Origin of the sequence: Kineococcus lubricus, assembly GCF_050871965.1 — a bacterium.
Lineage (GTDB): Bacteria > Actinomycetota > Actinomycetes > Actinomycetales > Kineococcaceae > Kineococcus.
On record NZ_JBJLSK010000007.1, the window covers coordinates 63,400 to 85,503 of the forward strand.

Annotated in this window: 21 protein-coding genes; 10 read left to right on the forward strand and 11 right to left on the reverse strand. The window is 75.1% G+C overall.

All coding sequences use genetic code 11. The features are described 5' to 3' along the window. Window positions 1–48 precede the first annotated feature (48 nt). The 6 genes from ACRYRX_RS06955 to ACRYRX_RS06980 all read left to right on the forward strand — a co-directional run bounded on the left by ACRYRX_RS06955 (window position 49) and on the right by ACRYRX_RS06980 (window position 6,719). On the forward strand, window positions 49–504 hold the full coding sequence (locus ACRYRX_RS06955) for an STAS domain-containing protein (protein WP_432511112.1): 456 nt from the start codon (window positions 49–51) through the stop codon (window positions 502–504). Between the two features lie 152 nt (window positions 505–656). Then, window positions 657–1,415 carry a response regulator transcription factor gene (locus ACRYRX_RS06960; RefSeq protein ID WP_432511113.1) on the forward strand — a complete coding sequence of 253 codons (759 nt, stop codon included), beginning with the start codon at window positions 657–659 and terminating at the stop codon, window positions 1,413–1,415. A gap of 24 nt (window positions 1,416–1,439) precedes the next feature. Continuing rightward, window positions 1,440–3,017: a sensor histidine kinase gene (locus ACRYRX_RS06965; RefSeq protein WP_432511114.1), complete on the forward strand. Its 1,578-nt coding sequence runs from the start codon at window positions 1,440–1,442 to the stop codon at window positions 3,015–3,017. A gap of 18 nt (window positions 3,018–3,035) precedes the next feature. Continuing rightward, entirely contained in the window at window positions 3,036–4,355 is a 1,320-nt protein-coding gene (locus ACRYRX_RS06970; RefSeq protein WP_432511115.1) for a bifunctional glycosyltransferase family 2/GtrA family protein, read from the forward strand. Further along, the gene (locus ACRYRX_RS06975; RefSeq protein WP_432511116.1) at window positions 4,352–6,388 is read left to right on the forward strand and encodes an ArnT family glycosyltransferase; all 2,037 of its coding nucleotides are present in this window, start codon (window positions 4,352–4,354) and stop codon (window positions 6,386–6,388) included. The genes ACRYRX_RS06970 and ACRYRX_RS06975 overlap by 4 nt, the downstream gene beginning before the upstream one ends. 121 nt (window positions 6,389–6,509) lie before the next feature. Beyond that, window positions 6,510–6,719 (forward strand): hypothetical protein, encoded by a 210-nt coding sequence (locus tag ACRYRX_RS06980; RefSeq protein WP_432511117.1) that lies wholly within the window; start codon window positions 6,510–6,512, stop codon window positions 6,717–6,719. On the opposite strand, the gene ACRYRX_RS06985 is transcribed toward ACRYRX_RS06980, so the two are convergent. The 5 genes from ACRYRX_RS06985 to ACRYRX_RS07005 form a co-directional block, all read right to left on the reverse strand. Beyond that, a complete protein-coding gene (locus ACRYRX_RS06985) occupies window positions 6,657–7,298 on the reverse strand; it encodes a phosphatase PAP2 family protein (protein ID WP_432511118.1) in 642 nt (213 codons plus the stop codon). The genes ACRYRX_RS06980 and ACRYRX_RS06985 overlap by 63 nt on opposite strands. After that, complete coding sequence (aspS, locus tag ACRYRX_RS06990) at window positions 7,298–9,127, reverse strand: aspartate--tRNA ligase (RefSeq protein WP_432511119.1); 1,830 nt, start codon at window positions 9,125–9,127, stop codon at window positions 7,298–7,300. The genes ACRYRX_RS06985 and aspS overlap by 1 nt, the downstream gene beginning before the upstream one ends. 73 nt (window positions 9,128–9,200) lie before the next feature. After that, the gene (locus tag ACRYRX_RS06995; RefSeq protein WP_432511120.1) at window positions 9,201–9,590 is read right to left on the reverse strand and encodes a roadblock/LC7 domain-containing protein; all 390 of its coding nucleotides are present in this window, start codon (window positions 9,588–9,590) and stop codon (window positions 9,201–9,203) included. Further along, window positions 9,587–10,180 carry a GTP-binding protein gene (locus ACRYRX_RS07000; protein WP_432511121.1) on the reverse strand — a complete coding sequence of 198 codons (594 nt, stop codon included), beginning with the start codon at window positions 10,178–10,180 and terminating at the stop codon, window positions 9,587–9,589. The genes ACRYRX_RS06995 and ACRYRX_RS07000 overlap by 4 nt, the downstream gene beginning before the upstream one ends. Before the next feature lie 128 nt (window positions 10,181–10,308). After that, window positions 10,309–10,677, reverse strand: coding sequence for a hypothetical protein (locus ACRYRX_RS07005; RefSeq protein WP_432511122.1), 369 nt, complete (start codon window positions 10,675–10,677; stop codon window positions 10,309–10,311). Between the two features lie 337 nt (window positions 10,678–11,014). Here ACRYRX_RS07005 and ACRYRX_RS07010 point away from each other — a divergent pair, with 337 nt between their 5' ends. Together ACRYRX_RS07010 and ACRYRX_RS07015 are read left to right on the forward strand one after the other, a co-directional pair. Then, window positions 11,015–11,686: a hypothetical protein gene (locus ACRYRX_RS07010; protein WP_432511123.1), complete on the forward strand. Its 672-nt coding sequence runs from the start codon at window positions 11,015–11,017 to the stop codon at window positions 11,684–11,686. A gap of 31 nt (window positions 11,687–11,717) precedes the next feature. Beyond that, entirely contained in the window at window positions 11,718–12,386 is a 669-nt protein-coding gene (locus tag ACRYRX_RS07015; RefSeq protein WP_432511124.1) for a pentapeptide repeat-containing protein, read from the forward strand. Here the strand turns inward: ACRYRX_RS07015 and ACRYRX_RS07020 are convergent. Further along, window positions 12,383–13,066 (reverse strand): MBL fold metallo-hydrolase, encoded by a 684-nt coding sequence (locus tag ACRYRX_RS07020; RefSeq protein WP_432511125.1) that lies wholly within the window; start codon window positions 13,064–13,066, stop codon window positions 12,383–12,385. The genes ACRYRX_RS07015 and ACRYRX_RS07020 overlap by 4 nt on opposite strands. A gap of 125 nt (window positions 13,067–13,191) precedes the next feature. Between ACRYRX_RS07020 and ACRYRX_RS07025 the strand changes: the two genes are divergently transcribed. Together ACRYRX_RS07025 and ACRYRX_RS07030 are read left to right on the forward strand one after the other, a co-directional pair. After that, a complete protein-coding gene (locus ACRYRX_RS07025) occupies window positions 13,192–14,787 on the forward strand; it encodes a DUF349 domain-containing protein (protein WP_432511126.1) in 1,596 nt (531 codons plus the stop codon). A gap of 85 nt (window positions 14,788–14,872) precedes the next feature. Then, window positions 14,873–15,499 (forward strand): hypothetical protein, encoded by a 627-nt coding sequence (locus tag ACRYRX_RS07030; RefSeq protein ID WP_432511127.1) that lies wholly within the window; start codon window positions 14,873–14,875, stop codon window positions 15,497–15,499. Here the strand turns inward: ACRYRX_RS07030 and ACRYRX_RS07035 are convergent. From ACRYRX_RS07035 to yajC, 5 genes are all read right to left on the reverse strand, one after another. Further along, complete coding sequence (locus ACRYRX_RS07035) at window positions 15,471–17,927, reverse strand: RelA/SpoT family protein (RefSeq protein WP_432511128.1); 2,457 nt, start codon at window positions 17,925–17,927, stop codon at window positions 15,471–15,473. The genes ACRYRX_RS07030 and ACRYRX_RS07035 overlap by 29 nt on opposite strands. Window positions 17,928–18,038: 111 nt before the next feature. After that, entirely contained in the window at window positions 18,039–18,593 is a 555-nt protein-coding gene (locus ACRYRX_RS07040) for an adenine phosphoribosyltransferase (RefSeq protein ID WP_432511129.1), read from the reverse strand. Next, window positions 18,590–19,567, reverse strand: a complete 978-nt coding sequence (gene secF, locus ACRYRX_RS07045; protein WP_432511130.1) for a protein translocase subunit SecF — start codon at window positions 19,565–19,567, stop codon at window positions 18,590–18,592. Before secF ends, ACRYRX_RS07040 begins: the two co-directional genes overlap by 4 nt. Further along, entirely contained in the window at window positions 19,567–21,435 is a 1,869-nt protein-coding gene (gene secD / locus ACRYRX_RS07050) for a protein translocase subunit SecD (protein WP_432511131.1), read from the reverse strand. The genes secF and secD overlap by 1 nt, the downstream gene beginning before the upstream one ends. Window positions 21,436–21,621: 186 nt before the next feature. Continuing rightward, window positions 21,622–21,996: a preprotein translocase subunit YajC gene (gene yajC, locus ACRYRX_RS07055; protein ID WP_432511132.1), complete on the reverse strand. Its 375-nt coding sequence runs from the start codon at window positions 21,994–21,996 to the stop codon at window positions 21,622–21,624. Window positions 21,997–22,104 lie beyond the last annotated feature (108 nt).

A 22,104-nucleotide genomic window follows, 5' to 3' on the forward strand; every position in this document is an offset into this window, starting at 1 on the left:
ACAGCCCTTCCCGGACCGGCTCCCACCCCCGGCACCGACGGTGGGGGCATGACCCGCACCCCCTTCACCCCCGTCGTCACGTGGTCCTCCACCACCGCGCCCGCGGACCCGCGCGGCGCGGAGCTGCCCACCGCCCTGCGGTCCGCGCGCGCCGCCGCGGGCCCGCACGAGGCCGCCGGGGCGTCGTCGGTGACGACGCGCGGGGCCGGCGACCGGCTCGAGGTGGTCCTGCGCGGTGACGTGGACCTGGCGCTGGCGCTGGAGCTGGCCGCGGTGTGCGACCGGGTGGAGCGTCACTGCGCGCGGCACCCGCGCGCCCGGGTGCACCTGGACGTGCGGGAGGTGCGGGCCCTGGACGCCGCGGGCCTGCGCTTCGTGGAGGCCGTGCGCGCGGTGTGCGCCGGGCGCGGTGCGGGGTGCACGACGTCGACGGCGCGGCCGGTCGTCGCCCGCGTCCTGGACCTGGCCCGGGCGGTGCCCGGCGCGTCCCTGGCCTCGTCCTGAGTTTCGGCACCGGCACCCATCGGCGCCGGTTATGAGTGCAGGTGGAAACCTCAGGGACCGCACCGGTCCCGCTGGTCCGTTCCGGTGAGACGCACAGGTGCAACCCAGGCTTTCCCGGGACATCTGGCAGGTACGGGGTCGACCATGGAGTCATGACCGCGACCACCAACCGGCGTTCGGACCTGACCCGCCCCGACGGCACCGCCCTGCGGGTGCTCGTCGTCGACGACGAGTCGACGCTGTCCGAGCTGCTGAGCATGACCCTGCGGTACGAGGGGTGGGAGGTCCAGACGGCCGCCAACGGCCTCGACGCGGTCCGCGCCGCCCGCACCTTCCGCCCCGACGCCGTGATCCTCGACATCATGCTGCCCGACATCGACGGCCTGGAGGTCCTGCGCCGGCTGCGCGCCGACGCGACCGACGTGCCCGTCCTGTTCCTCACCGCCAAGGACGCCGTGGAGGACCGCGTCGCGGGTCTGACCGCCGGCGGTGACGACTACGTGACGAAGCCGTTCAGCCTGGAGGAGGTCGTGGCCCGCCTGCGCAGCCTGCTGCGCCGCTCGGGCCTGGCCGCCGCCAAGGCCGAGCCCGTGCTGTGCGTCGGCGACCTGGTGCTGGACGAGGACAGCCACGAGGTCACCCGCGCCGGGGAGGAGATCCGGCTGACCGCCACCGAGTTCGAGCTGCTGCGCTACCTCATGCGCAACCCCCGCCGGGTGCTGTCGAAGGCGCAGATCCTCGACCGGGTCTGGAACTACGACTTCGGCGGCCAGGCCAACATCGTCGAGCTGTACATCTCCTACCTGCGCCGCAAGATCGACGCCGGGCGCAACCCGATGATCCACACCGTGCGCGGGGCCGGGTACGTGCTCAAGCCGGCCGACGGCGCCGTCGCGGCCGCCGCCAGCTGACCCGACCCGGAGCTGGTACCACCGGTGCCCTCGCCGCTCACCCGGCTGCGCCGCCGCTCGCTGCGCAGCCGGCTGGTGCTGACCACCAGCGCCCTGCTCGTCGCGGTCGGCCTGGTCATCGGGGTCGTGACGACGCTCGCGCTGCACCTCTCGCTGACGGGGCAGGCCCGGGACCAGCTGAGCACCACCGCCCAGCGGTCCCAGCGGTTCGTCGGCGACCCCGACGGCCCCGACGCCGGGGGCGGGGCCCGGGTCCCGCCCCCGGGGGTCGCGGCGAGCTGCGTGGACGGCACCACCCCCTCCTTCGTCGGCCCCGGCCAGCGCGACGGCACCCTGTACGCCCGGTTCGCCGACGGGCAGCTGCTCACCGGTCAGTCCGGGGTGTTCGACGACGAGGCGGGCACCACCGGCGACGACCCCTGCGTCCGCGAGCTCACCGCCGCCCAGGCCGACGAGCTGCGCGCCGTCACCGACGACGAGACCTCGCGGGTGGACCTGCCCGGCCTGGGGTCCTACCTCATCCGCGGGGACGTCCTGCGCGACGGCTCGCTGCAGGTGACCGGTGTCCCGCTGGCCGAGGCCGACCGCACCCTGCTGACCGTCGTGGGGGTGGAGGCCGCGGTCGTCCTCGGCGGGGTGGCGCTGGCCGCCGTCGCCGGCTCCTTCCTCGTGCGCCGCGACCTCGCCCCGCTGCGCCGGGTCGCCGCGACCGCCGCGCGGGTCTCGGAGCTGGAGCTGGACCGCGGGGAGGTCGACCTGTCGCTGCGGGTCCCCGACGCCGACACCGACGAGGGCACCGAGGTCGGCAAGGTGGGCGTGGCCCTGAACCGGATGCTCGACAACGTCGGCTCCGCGCTGGAGGCGCGCCACGAGTCCGAGCAGCGGGTGCGGCAGTTCGTCGCCGACGCCTCCCACGAGCTGCGCACCCCGCTGGCCGCGATCCGCGGGTACGCCGAGCTCACCCGGCGCAGCCGCGAACCCGTGCCCGACGACGTGCGGCACGCCCTGGGCCGGGTGGAGTCCGAGGCCGTGCGCATGACGGGACTGGTGGAGGACCTGCTGCTGCTGGCCCGGCTGGACTCCGGCCGCCCCCTGGACCGCGAACCGGTCGACCTGACGATGACCGTGCTGGACGCCGTCAGCGACGCCCGCGTCGCCGGCCGCGACCACACCTGGCGGCTGGACCTGCCCGAGGAGGCCGTCGAGGTCGTGGGCGACCCCAGCCGGCTGCACCAGGTCCTGACGAACCTGCTGGCCAACGCCCGCACCCACACCCCGCCGGGGACGACGGTCACCGTGGGCCTGGTGCCCGACGGCGAGCGCACCCACGTCGACGTCGTCGACGACGGCCCCGGCATCCCCGAGGAGCTGCGCCCGCGCGTCTTCGAGCGGTTCGCCCGCGGGGACTCCTCGCGCTCGCGCGCGGCCGGCAGCACCGGGCTGGGCCTGGCGATCGTGCAGGCCGTCGTGAGCTCGCACCACGGCAGCGTGAGCGTCGAGAGCCGGCCGGGCCGCACCGCGTTCCGCGTCACGCTCCCCTCGGCGCCGGAGCACGGGGCTCACAGGCCGACCACAGCGGCGGCCAACGACCCGCGGAGGTGACCGCCCGACGCTGAGGGCATGACAGCGACCACCTCCAGCACCACGGGCACCGCCCCGGGGACCGCTCCCCGGCCCCGCCCGGCGGCGGACCCCGCGCCGTGGAACTCCCCCCGCACCGCCCCGGTCCTGGACGTCGTCGTCCCGGTGTTCAACGAGGAGGTCGACCTCGAACCCTGCGTGCGCCGGCTGCACGCCCACGTCGGCCGGTTCCCGTTCCGCACCCGCATCACCGTGGCGGACAACGCCTCCACCGACGACACCCCGGCGGTCGCCGCCGCGCTGGCCGCCGAGCTGCCCGACGTCCGCCACGTCCGGCTGGAGCAGAAGGGCCGCGGCCGCGCCCTCAAGCACGTCTGGAGCGGCTCGGACGCGCAGGTGCTCGCCTACACGGACGTCGACCTGTCGACCGACCTGGCCGCCCTGCTGCCGCTGGTCGCCGGGCTGCTGTCCGGGCACTCCGACGTGGCGATCGGCTCCCGGCTGGCGAGGGGCTCGCACGTCGTGCGCGGGGCCAAGCGCGAGTTCATCTCCCGCTGCTACAACCGGATCCTGCACGGCACGCTGCGGGTGGGGTTCACCGACGCCCAGTGCGGTTTCAAGGCGATCCGCGCGGACGTGGCCGCGCAGATCCTGCCGCTGGTGGAGGACACCGGCTGGTTCTTCGACACCGAGGTGCTCGTCCTGGCCGAGCGGTCCGGCCTGCGCATCCAGGAGATCCCCGTGGACTGGGTCGACGACCCGGACAGCCGCGTCGACATCGTCGCCACCGCGCTGGCCGACCTGCGCGGCATCCGGCGCCTGGCCGGGGCGATCGCCACCGGCCGGCTGCCGCTGAAGGAGATCCGGGCGAGCCTGGGGCGGGGACCGCAGGTCGCCGGGGTCCCGGCGCCGCTGGCCGGGCAGCTGACCCGTTTCGTCGGCGTGGGGATCGCCAGCACCCTCGCGTACGCCGCGCTGTACCTGCTGTTCCAGGAGTTCTCCGGCGCGCAGGTCGCGAACTTCCTCGCCCTGCTCGTCACCGCCGTCGGGAACACCGCCCTGAACCGGCGCCTGACCTTCGGGGTGCGCGGTCCCGACGGCGCGGCGCGGCACCAGGCCCAGGGGTTGTTCGTGTTCCTGCTCGGCTGGGCCATCACCTCGGGCAGCCTGGGGCTGCTGCACTCCGCCCGGCCCGACGCCCACCACGGGGTGGAGCTGGCGGTGCTGACGGTCGCGAACCTCGCCGCGACGGTCGTGCGGTTCCTGCTGCTGCGGACCTGGGTGTTCGCCGACCGCCGCCAGCACCGGCCCGGCGCCGACCACGCCGCCGGGCGGAACACCGCGCAGGAGCAGGCGTGACCACGACCTCCGACGCCGCCGGCTCCGGCACCCGGGCCCGCAGCACCGGACCCGCCCGGGCCACCCGGACCCGCCGGCTGGCCCGGGCCGCCTGGCGCGGCCGGGAGACCGACCCCCGCTGGGTGCGTCCCGCGCTGGCGGCGCTGCTGGCCGCCACCGCCGTCCTGTACCTGGTGGGGCTGTCCGTCTCGGGCTGGGCCAACCCGTTCTACTCGGCGGCGGCGCAGGCCGGTTCCCAGTCGTGGGAGGCGTGGTTCTACGGCTCCTCCGACGCCGCCAACGCCATCACCGTCGACAAACCCCCGGCAGCCCTGTGGGTCACCGGGTTGTCGGTGCGGCTGTTCGGGCTCTCGTCCTGGTCGATCCTCGTCCCGCAGGCGCTCGAAGGGGTCGCCGCCGTCGGGGTGCTGTACGCGACGGTCCGCCGCCGCAGCACCCCCGCGGCGGGCCTGATCGCCGGTCTGCTGCTCGCCACGACCCCCGTGGCGGTCCTGATGTTCCGGTTCAACAACCCCGACGCGCTGCTGGTGCTGCTGATGGTCGCGGCGACCCGGGGGGTGCTGGAGGCGGTCGACACCGGCCGGGCCCGGTCCCTGTACTGGGCGGGGGTGTTCATCGGGCTGGGTTTCCTCACCAAGCAGCTGCAGGTGTTCCTCGTGCTGCCCGGTCTGGGCCTGGCCTACCTGTGGGCCGCACCGCACGACCTGCGGCGGCGGGTCCGGCACCTGCTGCTCGCCGCGGGCACCGTGGTCCTGGCCGGCGGCTGGTGGGTCGCGGTCGTCGAGCTCGTCCCCGACTCCTGGCGGCCCTACGTCGGCGGTTCGCAGACCAACTCGTTCCTGGAACTCACGCTCGGCTACAACGGGTTCGGCCGCCTCACCGGGGACGAGACCGGCAGCGTCGGCGCCTCCAACGGGTGGGGCGAGACCGGCCTGGGCCGGATGTTCGACGCCGACTTCGGCGGGAACGTCTCCTGGCTGCTGCCGGCGGCGTTCGCGCTGGCCGCCGCCGGGTTCGTCCTGACCCGGCGGGCCCCGCGCACCGACGCCCGCCGCGCGGGGTACCTGGCGTGGACGGGCTGGCTGGTGGTGACGTTCACCGCCTTCAGCTCCATGTCCGGGATCATCCACCCCTACTACTCCGTCGCCCTGGCCCCGGCCGTCGCCGCGCTCGTCGCGCTGGGGGCGGTGGACCTGTGGAGGCTGCGGAACCACCGGTTCGCCCTGCCGGTCCTGGCCGCCGTCGTCGCCGTCAGCGCCGGGTGGTCGTTCGTCCTGCTGGGCCGCAGCGGCGATTTCCTGCCGTGGCTGCGCTGGGTCGTCCTGGTCGCCGGGGTGATGGGCACCGGGCTGCTCGCGGCCGCCGGGGTCGTCCGCGGCCCGCTGCTGCGCTCGGTGCAGCAGGCCGGTGCGGTCGCGGCCGCGATCGCGGTCCTGGCCGGACCCGTGGCCTACTCCCTCCAGACCGCGTCCACCGCGCACACCGGGGCCATCGTGTCGGCCGGGCCGAGCTCCACCGGGGGTTCCCCGACCGGCGGCGGTGGGCAGTTCGGCGGGAGGTCCGCGCTGGGACCGGCCCCGTCCACCGGCGGGTTCCTCGGAGGGGCGATGGCCGGGGCGATGGGCGGTCCGGGCGCCGGCGGGGGCGCGGGGCTGCTGAACGCGACGACGCCGGGCGCCGAGCTGACGTCGCTGCTGGCGGCCGACGCCGGCTCCTACACCTGGGTCGCGGCCACCACGGGCTCGAACAACGCCGCCGGGTACCAGCTGGCCACGCAGGAACCGGTGATGGCCGTCGGCGGGTTCAACGGCACCGACCCCGCCCCGACGCTGGCGCAGTTCCAGGCGTACGTCGCCGCCGGGCGGATCCACTACTACGTCGAGAGCGGGTCGAGGGCCTCGACCGGCACCGGCGGCAGCGACGTCTCCGCGCAGATCGCCGCCTGGGTCGAGGAGAACTTCACCGCCCTCGACGTCGACGGCACCACCGTGCACGACCTGACCGCCCGGGCGGTGGCCACCGCCACCTCCTGACGCCTCCCACCACCGCGATCAAGGACTCCTGTGTCCTTGATCGCGGTGGTGTGGTGGGGTGAACAGGGGCCGCACAGGGGACGCCCACGACGGGGACAGGCCGGCCGCGCACCCTGGGGCCATGACTCAGCGACTGCACCGCCGCCTCCTCGCCGCCGGCCTCGTCGCCGGCATCACCACCGCCGGTCTCGCCTCGACCGCCCAGGCGGCGACGGTGAGCACCGGCACGCGCCAGAGCGTGCAGGTGGCGCCGGTCTCCCCGACCGCGCTACCGGCCACCGTCGAGGCGGGCGCCACCCGGCGCACCACGCAGGTGACGATCACGCTCTGAGCGCGACGCCCACCACGCCGCGGTCCCGACCAGCACCGCGGCCAGCAGCCACCCGCCGAGGACGTCGCTGGGCCAGTGCGCCCCCAGCCAGACCCGGTCCACGGCCACGACCACCAGCTCCACCGCCCCCACGGCGGCCACGGCGGCGCGCCGGGACGGCGGGACGAGCAGCAGCACGAAGGACAGCACCACGGTCGTGGAGGCCAGCACGTGCCCGGAGGGGAACGACCCGCCGTCCGCCGTGGTCAGCCCGGCCTCCAGGGCCGGGCGGGCGCGGTCGGTGAGCGCCTTCAGGGCCGGGGAGGCGACCGCGGCCACCGCCCCGGCGGCCAGCGCCGCCCGAGCCGGCCGGCGCCGACCCCGCCGGTGCGCCACGACGACACCGGCCAGCCCCGCGAGGTACACCCACACGGGCTGGGTGACGGCCTCGACGACCTGCGCCACCCGCGTCGGGCCCGGGCTGGCCAGGGCCGCGTCCACGGCCGCGGCGGAGACCCGCGCGTCCCCGGGCACCGTCCCCGCCACCACGACGACGGTGAGGACGACGAACCCGAGGCCGCACAGCGCGACGAGCCGCATCACCCCTGCGCGTCGCCCTTCGCCTCGTCCTTGGTCTCGCCCTTGGTCTCGCCCTTGGTCTCGCCCTTGGCCGCCGGCTTCGCGTCGACACCGGCCTCCTTGCGCTGCTGCGCCGTGATGGGCGCCGGGGCCGCGGTCAGCGGGTCGTACCCACCGCCGGACTTCGGGAACGCGATGACCTCGCGGATCGAGTCGGCCCCGGCCAGCAGCGCCACGACGCGGTCCCAGCCGAAGGCGATGCCGCCGTGCGGCGGGGCGCCGTAGGCGAAGGCGTCGAGCAGGAACCCGAACTGCGTGCGGGCCGTCTCCTCGTCGATCCCCATGACCGCGAAGACGCGCTCCTGCACGTCGCGGCGGTGGATGCGGATGGAACCGCCGCCGATCTCGTTGCCGTTGCAGACGATGTCGTAGGCGTTCGTCAGCGCCGAGCCGGGGTCGGTGTCGAAGGTGGCCAGGTGCTCGGGCTTGGGCGCGGTGAACGCGTGGTGCACCGCGTTCCACTGGCCGGCGCCCAGGGCCACGTCGTCGTCCTCGGCGGCCGACTTGAACATGGGCGCGTCCACGACCCACAGGAACGACCAGGCGTCCTCGTCGATCGCGCCGATCCGCTGCGCGATCTCCGCGCGCGCGGCGCCGAGCAGCGCGCGGGAGGGGTTCACCGCACCGGCGGCGAAGAAGATGCAGTCACCCGGGTTCGCCCCGACGTGGGCGGCCAGGCCCGCCTTCTCGGTGTCGGACAGGTTCTTGGCGACCGGGCCGGACAGCTCCCCGTCCGGGCCGACCAGGACGTAGGCCAGCCCGCGCGCGCCGCGCTGCTTGGCCCACTCCTGCCAGGCGTCGAGGGTCTTGCGCGGCTGGGACGCCCCGCCGGGCATGACGACGGCGCCGACGTACGGGGCCTGGAACACGCGGAAGCCGGTGTCGGCGAAGAAGTCCGCGCACTCGACGAGCTCGAGGCCGAACCGCAGGTCGGGCTTGTCGGACCCGTAGCGGCGCATGGCCTCCTCGAAGGTCATGCGGGGCAGCGGGAGCTGCACCTCGTGACCGATGAGCTTCCACAGCGCCGCGACGATCCGCTCGCCCAGGGCGATGACGTCGTCCTGCTCGACGAAGCTCATCTCGATGTCGAGCTGGGTGAACTCCGGCTGCCGGTCGGCGCGGAAGTCCTCGTCGCGGTAGCAGCGGGCGATCTGGTAGTAGCGCTCCAGGCCGCCGACCATGAGCAGCTGCTTGAACAGCTGCGGGCTCTGCGGCAGCGCGTACCAGGAGCCGGGCGCCAGGCGCGCCGGGACGATGAAGTCGCGGGCGCCCTCGGGGGTGGAGCGGGTCAGCGTCGGCGTCTCGACCTCGGTGAAGCCGTCCGCCTCGAGGACGGCGCGGGCGGCGCGGCTGGCCGCCGAGCGCAGCTTCAGGGCGTTCGCGGGACCGGTGCGGCGCAGGTCGAGGTAGCGGTGCTTGAGCCGCGTCTCCTCGCCGACGGTGAGGTGGTCGTCGATCTGGAACGGCAGCGGCGCCGCCTCGGACAGGACCTCCAGGGCGGTGGTGTCGACCTCGACCTCGCCGGTGGCCAGGGCGGGGTTCTCGTTGCCCTCCGGGCGCAGCCGGACGTCACCGGTGACGCGGACGCAGTACTCGTTGCGCAGGTCGTGGGCGCCGCCGGCGTCGAGGATCTCGTCGCGGGCGACGACCTGCACGACGCCCGAGGCGTCGCGCAGGTCCAGGAACGCCACTCCCCCGTGGTCCCGGCGACGCGCCACCCACCCGGTGAGCGTCACGGTCTGTCCGGCGTGACCGGCGCGCAGGCTGCCGGCCTCGTGGGTGCGGAGCACGGGGAGTCCCTTCGATCGTCAGTGCGCGGGGTGCGCAGCGACGATCCTACGGAACCGGTGGCGGGCGCCGCCCTCAGCGGGCCCGCGGTGCCGGGACGCCGGCCTCGGCGCCGACGAGCTCGCCGACCAGGCGCAGGGCGAGGCGGTCGAGCAGGACGAGGTTGACGCGGGGTTCGGTGACGACGGCCAGGATGTGGGTGCTGCCGATGCCGTAGACGACGAGGCAGCCGTCGGCGCCGCGCACGGTGCTCACCTGGAACGGGCCCAGCCCGCCGGCGGCGGTGGCGCGCTGGGCGATGCCGAGCACGGTCGCGACGATCGCGGCGGCGGACTCGTGGTCGCGCTCGGGGCCGTCGTCGTGGAAGGCCAGGCCGTCGGTGCGGGCGATCAGGACGCGGCGGACGCCGTCGACGTCGCGCTTGAGGGCGCCGCTGACGCGGAGGGCGTGCTGCTTGACGATCATGTGTGGACTCCATCGGGGACGGCGCGCCGGGCTTCCAGCGTGTGCACGCCGTCCAGGAGCAGGCGCAGGACGGCGGTGCTCTGGTCGAGGTCGCGCGGGTCGCAGGCGACGAGGGCCGCCGGTGAGGTGCCGAGCAGCTGGGCCAGGTGGGCCCGGGTGCCGGCGGGGTCGGCCCAGCGGCTGACCGCCACCAGGCGCGGGCAGGCGGGGGCGAGGCGGGCGAAGGCGGTGACGATGCCGGCGGCCTGCGCGATGCTCGCCGACCGGCTGGCGTCGACGAGGACGAGGTAGCCGTCCATGTTCTGCGCCAGCAGTTCCCACATGAAGGCGAAGCGCTCCTGGCCGGGGGTGCCGAACAGGTTGACGCGGGTGGGGCCCCAGGCGCTGGTGGCCGCGGGCGGGACGACGAAGCCGGTGTGGTCGAGGGCGACGGTCGTGGACGTCTTCAGCGCGGCGGTCTCGTCGCTGACGCCGGTCTCGGTCGTGGTCAGGGCGTCCCCGCCCAGACCCGCGCCGAGGGTCTGCGCGTAGGTCGTCTTGCCCGCCCCGAAGGGCCCGGTCACGACGATCTTGCGGGCTGGCGTGCTCACGGCGCTCCCCGGTGGGTGGTGGTGGGTGGTGCGCGTCGGCGGTCGGCGGGCGCGGCTGCGCCCGGCCGACCGCCGACGGGTGCTGCGGTCGTGCGGGTGGTCGTGCAGGTGGTGGTGCGGGGTGCTCGTCAGATGGTGAGGTCGCGCTCGAGGATCGTCAGCTGGCGGCGGGCCATGGCGAGGTTCGAGGAGTCCTTCTTCAGCACCAGGTACAGGAACAGGCCCTGGCCGGACTGCGACTGGATGAGGCGGATCAGGTGGATCTGCGAGCCGAGGGTGATGAGGATGTCCTCGATCGGCTCGTTCAGGCCCAGGCGCTGCATCGTGCGCAGCTTGGCGCGGACGACGTCGGTGTTGCCGGCGGCGGCGACGTCGAGGTCGAGGGAGCCGCCCCCGGCCTGGCCGAGGGACATGCCCGACTCGTAGTCGACGAGGGCGGCGGCGGTGGCGCCGTCGATCTCGAGGGCGGCCTTGAGGGTGGCGTCGACGTTGGTCACGTCTGCTCCTTCTGGTTCGTGGAGACGGACCGCGGCCGATCCGCGTTCCGGGCTGTCCCGTACTAGTTCGGTCGTCCCGCACCCGGGCTGAACGGTCCGGGCCGATCTCAACGGGTGATCCTCGTTGCGACGAACGGGTGAGAGGGGCTGCTGCACAAGCTGATCCGTTCGTCAAGGCGGACGGGCCGGGTTGCCCCGGACGGGCTCGCGGCCCGTTCGGGTTGTCCTCGCCCCGGCGGCGGGGGTTCACTCCTGGTACCTCGCCCCGACGTCGCGCCGCGAGGCGCTGGGTGGTCCGCGACGACCGCGGCGGTGCGCGGCGGGAGGGAGGCCGGTCGTGCCGGACGCGCTCAGTCGCGAGCACCACCTGCGGCGGCGGGCCGAACGGGTCCGGGCCGTGCTGGAGGCGCTGTGGGGCGACCGGCTGCCCGACGCCCCCGACCCCGTCCTGACGGTCCTGGTCGACGCCGTCGCCGTCGACGACCAGCACGGCGTCCAGGACCACCTCGTCGTGCAGGGCGACGGGCTGAGCCTGCAGGCGCTGGCCGCGATCCTGGCCGACGTGCGCTCCGGCGCGACCCCGGCCATGGTCCCGGCGGACCTGCGGGCCCGGCTCGCCGGCCTGCCGCCCGCCGCGGCGCGGGTGGTCGACCTGCGCGAGGCGGGCGAGGTGGCCCTGCCGAGCGAGGCGACCGGGGCCTGGGAGTACGACGCCGAGCAGGGCACCGTCTCGTGGGACGCGCGCGGCGGGGCGCTGTGCGGCCTCGGTGACCGCGCCGGGGTCGCGCCGCTGGCGGAGTGGCTGCGCCGCGGCGTGCACGAGGAGGACCGGTCGCCGGTCGCCGCCGCCCTGCGGTCCTCGGCCGCGACGGGGCGGCCCTACGACGTGCGGTTCCGGGTCCCGCCCCCGCGGCGCGCGGTCGTGCTCGCCCGCGGCCGCGTGCTGTCCGGGCCCGGCGGCGGGGTGCGGGTCCTGGGGTTCGCGGCCGAGGACGTCGACGCCGGCTGACACCGGCCCCCGGCCGTGCCAGGGTCGGGGCGTGCCGAGGAAGCCCGACCCGCGCCCCGCCCCGCCGAACCCCGACCTGCCCGCCGACGAGGCCGACCTGCTCGCGGCGACCGCCGCGCCGCGGGCGGGCGGCTCCTACGACGGGCAGCGGTTCGGTCCCGAGCTGGACCTGTCCGGCGTCGACGCCCGCGACGCCCGCTTCCTCGGCTGCGTCCTGCGGCCCGCCCGGGCCGACGGCCTCGTGCTCGTGGGGACCCGCGTCGTGGACTGCCTGCTCGCCGACCTGGCCGCGGCCGAGGCGCCCTGGCGCGCGGGGACCTGGCGCGACACGGTGCTGTCGGGGGCGCGCGTGGGGGCCCTGGACCTGTCGGCGACCGGCTGGGACCGCGTGGAGGTCCGCGGCGGCCGCTACGACTTCGTGAACCTGCGCGGCGCCGAGCTGGTGGACGTCACGTTCACCGACGTCGACCTGCGCGACGTCGACGTCAGCGGGGCCCGGCTGACGCGGGTGCGCTTCGCGGGCTGCCGGATCGGGCACCTGGACGTCGGCTCGGCGACCCTGTCGGCGGTGGACCTGACCTCCAGCGAGCTGTCGGGCCTGTCCGGGGTGGGGCACCTGCGCGGGGCGCGGGTCAGCCGGGTGCAGCTGGCCCAGCTGGCGCCGCTGTTCGCCGGGCACCTCGGGGTGGAGGTCGTCTAGAGGCCGCGCAGGTGCGGGTTCGCGGCGCGCTCACGGCCGATCGTCGTCGCCGGCCCGTGCCCGGGCAGCACCACCGTCGCGTCCGCCAGCGGCAGGACCCGGGTCGCCAGGCTGCGCCGCATGGCCAGCGGGTCCCCGCCGGGCAGGTCGGTCCGGCCGATCGAGCCGGCGAACAGCACGTCCCCGGACAGCAGCAGCGGCACGTCCTGCCCGCGTGCGGCGGACGGCTCCAGGGAGAACAGCACCGACCCCTCGGTGTGCCCGGGGGCGTGGGAGACGGTGAGGTCCAGCCCGGCCAGCGCCAGCCGCTGGGCGTCGCCCACCGTGACCACCTCCTCGGGGTCCTTCCAGCGGACGGTGCCGGTCGTGGCCTCCAGGGCCGCCCGCAGCGGCTCGCCGAGCCCGGCGAGCGGGTCGCGCAACCGGTGCGCGTCGTCGTGGTGGATGGTCGCGGCCACCCCGTACGCCCCGCACACCGGCGTCACCGAGTAGGTGTGGTCGACGTGGCCGTGCGTCAGCAGGACCGCGACCGGTTTGAGGCGGTGCCGCCGCAGGACCTCGGCGAGCCGGTCGGCGACGTCGACCCCGGGGTCGACCACGACGCACTCGGCACCGGCCTGGGGGGCCAGGACGTAGCAGTTCGTCCCGAACACGGACGCCTCGACGCGATCGATGAGCACGCACGGGAGCGTACTGACGACCTACCGCGACCACGGGTCCGGCGGCACCGGCCGCACCGCCACGTCGTGCACGTTCCGGCGGCGCGCGGTCACGGGCTGCGCCGTTCGAGGGCCTGGGACCTAGAATGAGGCAGGTGACCGAGCAGCCCCAGGAGCCGGCGTCCCCCCAGGACGTGGCGGACACCCCCCAGACCCCCGTGACCACCGACGCGGAGACCGTCCAGGAGACGGCCGCCCCGGTGGCCGAGCCGCCGGCCGACGAGGCCGGGGAGCAGCCGCAGGAGGAACCGCAGGAGAACGGCGAGCCCTCGCAGGCCGGCGCCGCCGGTCCGCGGCCCCGCCCCGTCCCCGGCTCCCCGCGCCCGACCCCGCGCCCGGCCCCCGCCGTCCCGGCCCCGCCGGCGAACCCGGCGGCCGCGAGCGGCACCGGTGAGGCGGCCGCCGAGGTCGGGCACACCACGAACGTCGACCGCGAGGCGGCGGCGGCCTTCGGGCGCGTGGACGAGAACGGCACCGTCTGGGTCCGCCGCGCCGACGGCGAGCACGAGGTCGGCGCCTACCCCGACGCCACCCCCGAGGAGGCGATCGCCTACTACGTGCGCAAGTTCGAGGAGGTCGTGGCCCAGGTCGACCTGTTCGAGCAGCGGCTGCGCAGCACCGAGCTGGGCGGCAAGGACATCGTCGCCGGCGTCAGCGCCCTGCGCACCGCGCTGGCCGAGACTCGCGCCGTGGGCGACCTCGACCACCTCGCCGCCCGGGTGGAGGCGCTGGCGACCGTGGCCGACGAGGCCCGCGCCGCCGCCGACCGCGCCCGCGCCGCGCACCGCGAGGAACTGCGCGCCGGGCGCCTGCGCATCGTCGAGGAGGCCGAGCAGATCGCCGCCCAGGACCCCGAGAAGGTCCAGTGGCGCGCCTCCGGCGAGCGGCTGCGCACCCTGTTCGAGGAGTGGAAGGCCGCCCAGCGCGAGGGCCGGCTCGACAAGCGCTCCGAGGACGACCTGTGGAAGCGGTTCAGCCACGCCCGCAGCGCCTTCGACAAGATGCGCCGGCACCACTTCGCCGCCCTCGGCGAGCAGCGCAACTCCGTCCGCAGCGACAAGGAGAAGCTCGTCGCCGAGGCCGAGGCGCTGTCGACCTCCACGGACTGGCGCGGCACCACCAACGCCTACCGCGCGCTGATGGACCGCTGGAAGGCCGCCGGCCGGCTGGGCCGCAAGGACGACGACGCGCTGTGGGACCGCTTCCGCGCCGCCCAGGACGTGTTCTTCGCCGCCCGCACGGCCGCCAACGAGGCCGTCGACGAGGAGTTCAAGGAGAACCTCGTCGTCAAGGAGCAGCTGCTGGCCGAGGCCGAGGCGCTGCTGCCGATCAAGGACCTGAACGCCGCCAAGAAGGCGCTGGGCAGCATCCAGGACCGCTGGGAGGCCGCGGGCAAGGTGCCGCGCGCCGACCTCGGCCGGGTGGAGGGCCGGCTGCGGGCCGTCGAGACCGCCGTCCGCGACGCCGAGCAGGCCCGCTGGTCGCGCACCAACCCCGAGACCCAGGCGCGCGCCGGTGGCCTCGCCGGTCAGCTCGAGAGCGCGATCCGGGAGCTGGAGGCCGACGTCGAGAAGGCCCGCGCCGCCGGCGACACCCGGGCCCTGGCCCGCGCCGAGGAGGCGCTGCGCGCTCGTCGCGCCTGGCTCGACGCCGCTCAGGCCACGCTGCGCGACGCCCGCTGAGCGCACCGGCACCACCGCACGGCCCTCGTCCACACCCGTGGGCGGGGGCCGTGCGCCGTCCGGGCGCACCTGCTGGACTGCGGGGGTGGACACCGGCTGGCTCCCCTCCGTCCTGCGCCGCGGCGCCGACGTCGACCCCACCCACCCCTGGCGGGCGCCGGACCGCGCCGGCACCGAGCGCGACCTGCGCGCGGGCGTGCTCCAGCGGGTGGTCGGTGACGTGGTCGTGGCCGCCGACGTGGGGGTCGACGCGCTGGTGCGGGCCCGGGCGCTGGCCCTGCTGCTGCCGCCCGGCGCCGTCGTGCTCGGCGCGGCCGCGCTGTGGGTGCACCTCGGCGACCCGGTGCGGACCCCGGCCGAGGTCCTGCTGTGCGGCCGGCGGCTGCCGCCGGTCCCGGCCGGGACCGGGCTGCGGTTCGCCGTGAGCCGGCGCCGGCCCGACCCGCGGGAGCTGACGACGCTGGGCCCGCTGACCCTGACCGTGCCGGCGCGGGGCCTGCTCGACGTCGCCGCCGTCCACCCGCACCGCGCGGAGCGGCTGCGCACGGCGCTGGCCGCGGCGGGGCTGCTCGACGAGGCGGCCGTGCAGGCGGCCAGCGAGCTCGCCCGCGGCCGCGCGCACGTCCGGACCGCGCGGCGCGCGCTGGCCCTGCCCCGCGACGGCCGGCGCCGGACCGGGCCGCTCAGCCCTTCTGCGGACGCGAGGCCATGACGCGGTAGGCGTCGAAGACGCCGTCGACGCGGCGGACCGCGCCCAGCACCTGGTTCAGGTGGCTCGGCTCGGCCATCTCGAAGGAGAACTTCGACAGCGCCACCCGGTCCCGGCTGGTGCTCACCGTGGCCGACAGGATGTTGACGTGGTTGTCCGACAGGACCCGCGTGACGTCGGACAGCAACCGGGCCCGGTCCAGCGCCTCGACCTGGATCTGCACCAGGAACAGCCGCGCCTGCCCGCTCGGCATCGCCGAGGCCCACTGCACCTCGACGATGCGCTCGGGTTCCTCCCGCAGCCGGACGACGTTCTCGCAGTCGCCGCGGTGCACCGAGACCCCGGCCCCGCGGGTGACGAACCCGACGATGGGGTCGTTGGGCACCGGGGTGCAGCACTTGGCGAGCTTCACCCACACGTCACCGGCGCCCGCCACGACGACCCCCGCCTCGCCGCTGCTGCGGCTGGGCCGGTTGCGGCCGGGGGTGGTGGCCTCGGCGAGGTCCTCCTCGACGGCGGCCTCCCCGCCGACGGACGCGATGAGCTTGTCGACGACGTGCTGCGCCGAGACGTGCCGCTCCCCCACCGCCGCGTACAGCGCGGACACGTCGGGGTGGTTCAGCTCGCGGGCGACGACGAGCAGGGAGTCGTGCGTGAGCAGCCGCTGCAGCGGCAGGTGCTGCTTGCGCATCGCGCGGGCGATCTCGTCCTTGCCCTCCTCGATCGCCTCCTCGCGGCGCTCCTTCGAGAAGTGCTGCTTGATCTTGTTCCGCGCCCGGGGGCTCTTGACGAAGCTGAGCCAGTCGCGGCTGGGGGCCGCCCCGTCGGCCTTGGAGGTGAAGATCTCCACGAGGTCGCCGTTGTCGAGGGTCGAGTCCAGCGGCACGAGGCGGCCGTTGACCCGGGCCCCCATCGTGCGGTGCCCGACCTCGGTGTGGACGGCGTAGGCGAAGTCGACCGGGGTGGACCCGGCGGGCAGCTGCTGGACGTCGCCTTTGGGCGTGAACACGAAGACCTGGTTCGCGCCGATCTCCCAGCGCAGGTCGTCCAGGAAGTCGCCCGAGGTGGACTCCCGCTGCCACTCCACGACCGAGCGCAGCCAGTCCATCTCCGTCTGCGGCCGCGCCTGCCCGGCGACGGCGTTGGGGTCGTCCTTGTACTTCCAGTGCGCCGCGACGCCGTACTCGGCGCGCTGGTGCATGTTGTACGTGCGGATCTGGATCTCGACGGGCTTGCCCTCGGGCCCGATGACCGTCGTGTGCAGCGACTGGTACATGTTGAACTTGGGCATCGCGATGTAGTCCTTGAACCGGCCCGGGACCGGGTTCCAGCGCGCGTGCAGCGCGCCCAGGACGGCGTAGCAGTCGCGCACCGAGTCGACCAGGACGCGGACCCCGACGAGGTCGTAGATCTCGGCGAAGTCCCGGCCGCGGACGATCATCTTCTGGTAGATCGAGTAGTAGTGCTTGGGCCGGCCCGTGACGGTCGACTTGACCCGCGCGCTCTTGAGGTCCTCCTCGATCTGGGCCCGCACCCCCTGCAGGTACTCCTCGCGGGCCGGGGCGCGGTCGGCGACGAGCCGGACGATCTCGTCGAACACCTTGGGGTAGACCGTCGCGAACGACAGGTCCTCCAGCTCCCACTTGATGGTGTTCATGCCCAGCCGGTGCGCCAGCGGGGCGTAGATCTCCAGCGTCTCGCGGGCCTTCTTCTCCGCCGAGCTGGCCGAGACGTAGCGCCAGGTGCGGGCGTTGTGCAGCCGGTCGGCCAGCTTGATGACCAGGACGCGGATGTCCTTGGCCATCGCGACGATCATCTTGCGGACCGTCTCGGCCTGCGCGGCGTCGCCGTAGGTGACCTTGTCGAGCTTGGTGACGCCGTCGACGAGCAGCGCGATCTCGTCGCCGAACTCCTCCCGCAGCGTCGCGAGCTGGTAGTCGGTGTCCTCCACGGTGTCGTGCAGCAGCGCCGCGGCCAGCGTGGGCGGGGTCATGCCCAGCTCGGCCAGGATCGTGGCGACCGCGACGGGGTGGGTGATGTACGGGTCGCCGCTCTTGCGCCGCTGGCCGTCGTGGGCGCGCTCGGCGCGCTCGAAGGCCTTCTCCACCACCGACAGGTCGGCCTTGGGGTGGGTCGTCCGCACCGTCCGCAGCAACGGTTCGAGCACGGGCGAGACGGTCTGCTGACGCTGCTGGCCGAAGCGGGCCAGCCGGGACAGCATCCGCCCCGCGGTCACCGGGCCGGTGTAGCTCTCCTGACCGCGGCGGCGTTCGGGGCCGTTGGGCCGGGAGCCGTTCGCGGGGCGCTGGACCGGGCCGGGCGCCGGGACGATCGCCGCCGGCCGGCTCGCCCCCGCCTCGGGGGTGGCCGCGGGCTGGGCCGGGGTGCTGGCGGCGGGGGGCTCGGCGTGGGTGTGGGTGCCGTCTGCCATGGCGTCCTCCGTCGTCGTCCGGGGGTCCAGTCTAGGTCGCGGCCCGGCACGGCGTGACACCACCGGTCAGCGCCGCGCCACCCGGCCCGGGGCCCGGCCCCGGGCCCGGCCTCAGGGCTCGGTGCGCAGGGCCACCACGGGCCGGTCCCCCAGCGGCGCGCGGCCGCCCAGGGCCGCCAGCTCCAGGAGCACCACGAGGGCCGCGACCTCGGTCCCGGCCTCCTCCAGCAGCTCGCAGGCCGCGCGGGCCGTGCCGCCGGTGGCGAGCACGTCGTCGACCAGCAGGACGCGCTCGCCGGGGCGGACGGCCGTGGCCGCCAGCTCCAGCGCGGCGGTGCCGTACTCCAGCGCGTAGTCCCGGCGCAGCACCGGCGGCGGCAGCTTGCCCGCCTTGCGCACGGGCCAGAACCCCAGGCCGGCCCGTTCGGCCGCGGGCGCGGCGAGCATGAACCCGCGGGCCTCGATCCCGGCGATCACGGTGGCGCCGACCTGCTGCGCCACCTCCACCAGCGCGGCGGTGACCCGGCTCAGGGCGGAGGGGTCGGCCAGCAGCGGGGTGATGTCCTTGAACACCACGCCCGGCTGCGGGAAGTCCGGGACGTCGCGGATCCCGGCGGCCACGACCGCCGAGGTCGACCCGGCACCGGCGGTCGGCGACGAGGTCACTGCGAGGCCGCCGGTTCCTGCGCGCCGGCGCGCACGTCCCGGTCCAGCGCGGCGACCCGCGCCTCCCGGGTGCGCAGCGTCACCAGCAGCGGGGTCGCCACGAAGATGGACGAGTACGCCCCGACGAGCATCCCGACGAACAGGGCCAGGCTGATGTCCCGCAGCGTCCCGGCGCCCAGCAGCAGGTCCCCGATGAAGAGGATGGCCGCGACGGGCAGCAGCGCGACGACGGTCGTGTTGACCGAGCGCACGACGGTCTGGTTCACGGCGTGGTTGGCGGCGTCGGCGAAGGTGCGGTCGCGGTGGAGGAAGGCCTCCTCGGTGTTCTCGCGCACCTTGTCGAACACCACCACGGTGTCGTACAGCGAGTACCCCAGGATGGTGAGGAACCCGATGACCGACGCCGGCGTGACCTCGAACCCGGTGAGCGCGTAGACCCCCGCGGTGATGATCAGGTCGTGGAAGAGGGCGACCAGCGAGGCGACCGCCATCGTCCAGGCCCGGAAGTACAGCGCCATGACGATCGAGACGACCACCAGGAACACGACGAGCCCGGTGAGGGCCTTGCGCGTCACGTCGGAGCCCCAGCTCGGCCCGACCGTCGAGGTCGTGACGTTGTCCCGCGGGACGTCCAGGCGCTGGGCGAGCTCACCGCTGACGGCGTCGAGCTGCTGGGTAGTCAGCGTCTCGGTCTGGACGCGGACCCCCGATCCCGCGGTGGTGACCGTGGGGACCGAACCGGACACGACGGCCTCGACGGCCTCGCGCGCGGCCTGCTGGTCGGAGGTGCCCGACACGCGGAACTCCGTGCCGCCCTCGAACTCGATGCCGTACGTGAGCCCCGGCTTCCACAGCAGCACCGCCGAGACGAGGACGAGCGCGCCGGCGATGAGGAACCACAGCTTCCGGCGGCCCACGAAGTCGAAGGCGGACTCACCGGTGTAGAGCCGGTTGCCCAGTTGCGCCATGCCCATCAGGAACCGCCCTCGTTCTCGTCGTCCGCGCCGTGCCCGGCCTCGGTCCCGCCGCCGCTGCGGGCCTTCTCGCGCGCGGCCTCGCGCTCGGCCCGGCGCAGCTCGGCGACCGTCGGGCGGTGCTCGCCGTGGTGCAGCGCGTGCCGGGCCACGACCGACCCGAGGTGCTCGGGGTCGAACCCGGACAGCTTGTGCCCGCCGCCGAAGAACTTCGTCCTCGCGAGCAGGGCCACGACCGGGTGGGTGAAGAGCACGACCACGACGAGGTCGATGATCGTCGTGATGCCCAGGGTGTACGCGAAGCCGCGGACGTTGCCGACGGCCAGGAGGTACAGCACGACCGCCGACAGCAGGCTGACGGCGTCGGAGACGAGGATCGTGCGCCGGGCCCGGCGCCAGCCGGCCTCCACGGCCGAGGACAGGATGCGCCCGTCGCGGATCTCGTCGCGCACCCGCTCGAAGAACAGGATGAAGGAGTCCGCCGTGACCCCGATGGAGACGATGAGCCCGGCCACGCCGGCCAGGCTCAGGCGGAAGCCCTGCAGCCAGCCCAGCAGGAGGATGACGCCGTAGTTCAGGGCCGCGGCCAGGACGAGGCTGGCGACGGTCACCAGCCCGAGCGCGCGGTACTGCACCAGCATGTACGCCACGACGAGGACGAGGCCCACGAGCCCGGCGATCAGGCCGTTGCGCAGCTGGTCCGAGCCCAGGGTCGCCGAGACCTGCTGCTCGGTGTCGACCCGGAAGGAGACCGGCAGGGCGCCGAACTGCAGCTGCTGGGCGAGCGCCTCGGAGGACTCCTGGGTGAAGTTCCCGGTGATGTCGACGTCGGCGCCGTAGCGCTGGTCCACCGAGGGGGCGGTGACGACGAGACCGTCGAGGACGGCGGCGAACTGGTTGCGCGGCGACTCCAGGGTGGAGATGCGCGTGGTGAGGTCGGAGAAGGTGCGCGCACCCTCGGCGTTGAACTTCAGCCGCACGACCCAGCGGCCGGTGTTGAACCCGGAGCTGTTCGTCTCCTGCGCCGAGGTGGCGCTGACGAGGTCGGTGCCCTGGAGCTCGGCCGGGCCCAGGACGTACTTGACGGAGCCGTCCTGGGCGCAGGTCACCAGCGGCTTGGCCGGGTCGTCGACGATGCCGCCCTGGCGCTGGGCCGGGTCGGAGCAGTCGAGGGCGTAGAAGAGCTGGGCGACCTCGGGCATGTCCCGCCAGGCCGGGTCGCTGGCGTCGGTCGGCGCGACGGACGGCGTGCTGCTGGGCTGCCCGGGACCGGGGGTGGGCGTCGGGGTCGCGATGTCGGCCAGCGTCGGCGGGGTGGTGGCGGTGTCGGCGGGGACCTCGGCCGGCGGCGTCGTCGCGGCCTGCAGGGCCGCCGGGGCCGCGGCGCCGTCGGCGCTCTGCGTCGGGGTCGGCTCGCCCGTCGAGGTCACCGTGGCGGTGGGCTCGGGGGTCGCGCTCGCGCCGTCGGTGGGCGTGGCCCCGTCGGTCGGGCTGGGGGTGGGTTCGGCGGCGGGCGCCTGCGTCGGCTCGGCGTAGAGCACGACGCGCATGCGCAGCTGCGCCGACTGCGAGATCAGGTCGAGCTGCTCGCGGGTCGCCTGCCCCGGGATCGAGACGGAGATGTTCTGCCCGCCCTGGACCTGGACCTCGGTCTCGGACAGGCCGGTGGCGTCGACGCGCTGGCGGATGATCTCGGCCGCGCGCTCGACCTGCTCGGTCGGGACGGCCCCGCCGGTGAGCGAGCGCGGCGTGAGGACGACCTGCGTCCCGCCCTCGAGGTCGAGGGCCAGCCCGGGCGACCAGCGGGCGTCGCTCCAGATCGACCCGGCCCCCACCGCGGCGAAGACGGCGACGACGACGAGCACCATGGCCGCCAGCGTGCGGCCGGGGCGGGGTCGACGGATCGGTGCGCCGCGGCGCACGCGTGGGGGCCCGGTGGGCCGGTCGTTGGACACTCGATACCTCGGGACAGGGGCCGACCGGGTGACGGAGCGTCACCCGGTCAGCACAAGCTTGTCACTGCTCGTGGACGACTGCTGTCTTACCAGTAGTCGTCAGGGACGGGGAGCACCGCCCTGGGTGTCGTCACCCGGCGTGTCCTGCTCACGGGTGGGGACGTCGTCGCGCTTGGTGAGGTCCAGCCCCTCCAGCGAGTCGGGGACCTGCTCGGCCGGGGTCACCACGCGCGCCACGGCCCGCGGCGTCCACCGGGTCCGCAGACCGGGGGCGATCTCGATGACGACGTACTCGTCGGTCCGCTCCACCACGGTGCCGAACATGCCCGAGGTCGTCATGACCTCCGAGCCCGGACCGATGCTGTTCTGCATCTGCTGCTGGGCCTTCTGCTGCTTGCGCGTCCGGCTGAACATGAACACCAGCAGGGCAGCCATGATCAGCAGGAAGAACAAGGAGCTGCTGCTACCACCCACGACAATCCCTCTCCGCACCGGCGGGATCGACGGCTCGCCGGTGCCTGCGCCGGCCCTGTGCCGACTCGGCCGACCCAACGCGGCGACGACCTGCCTGGTTCCGCAGGA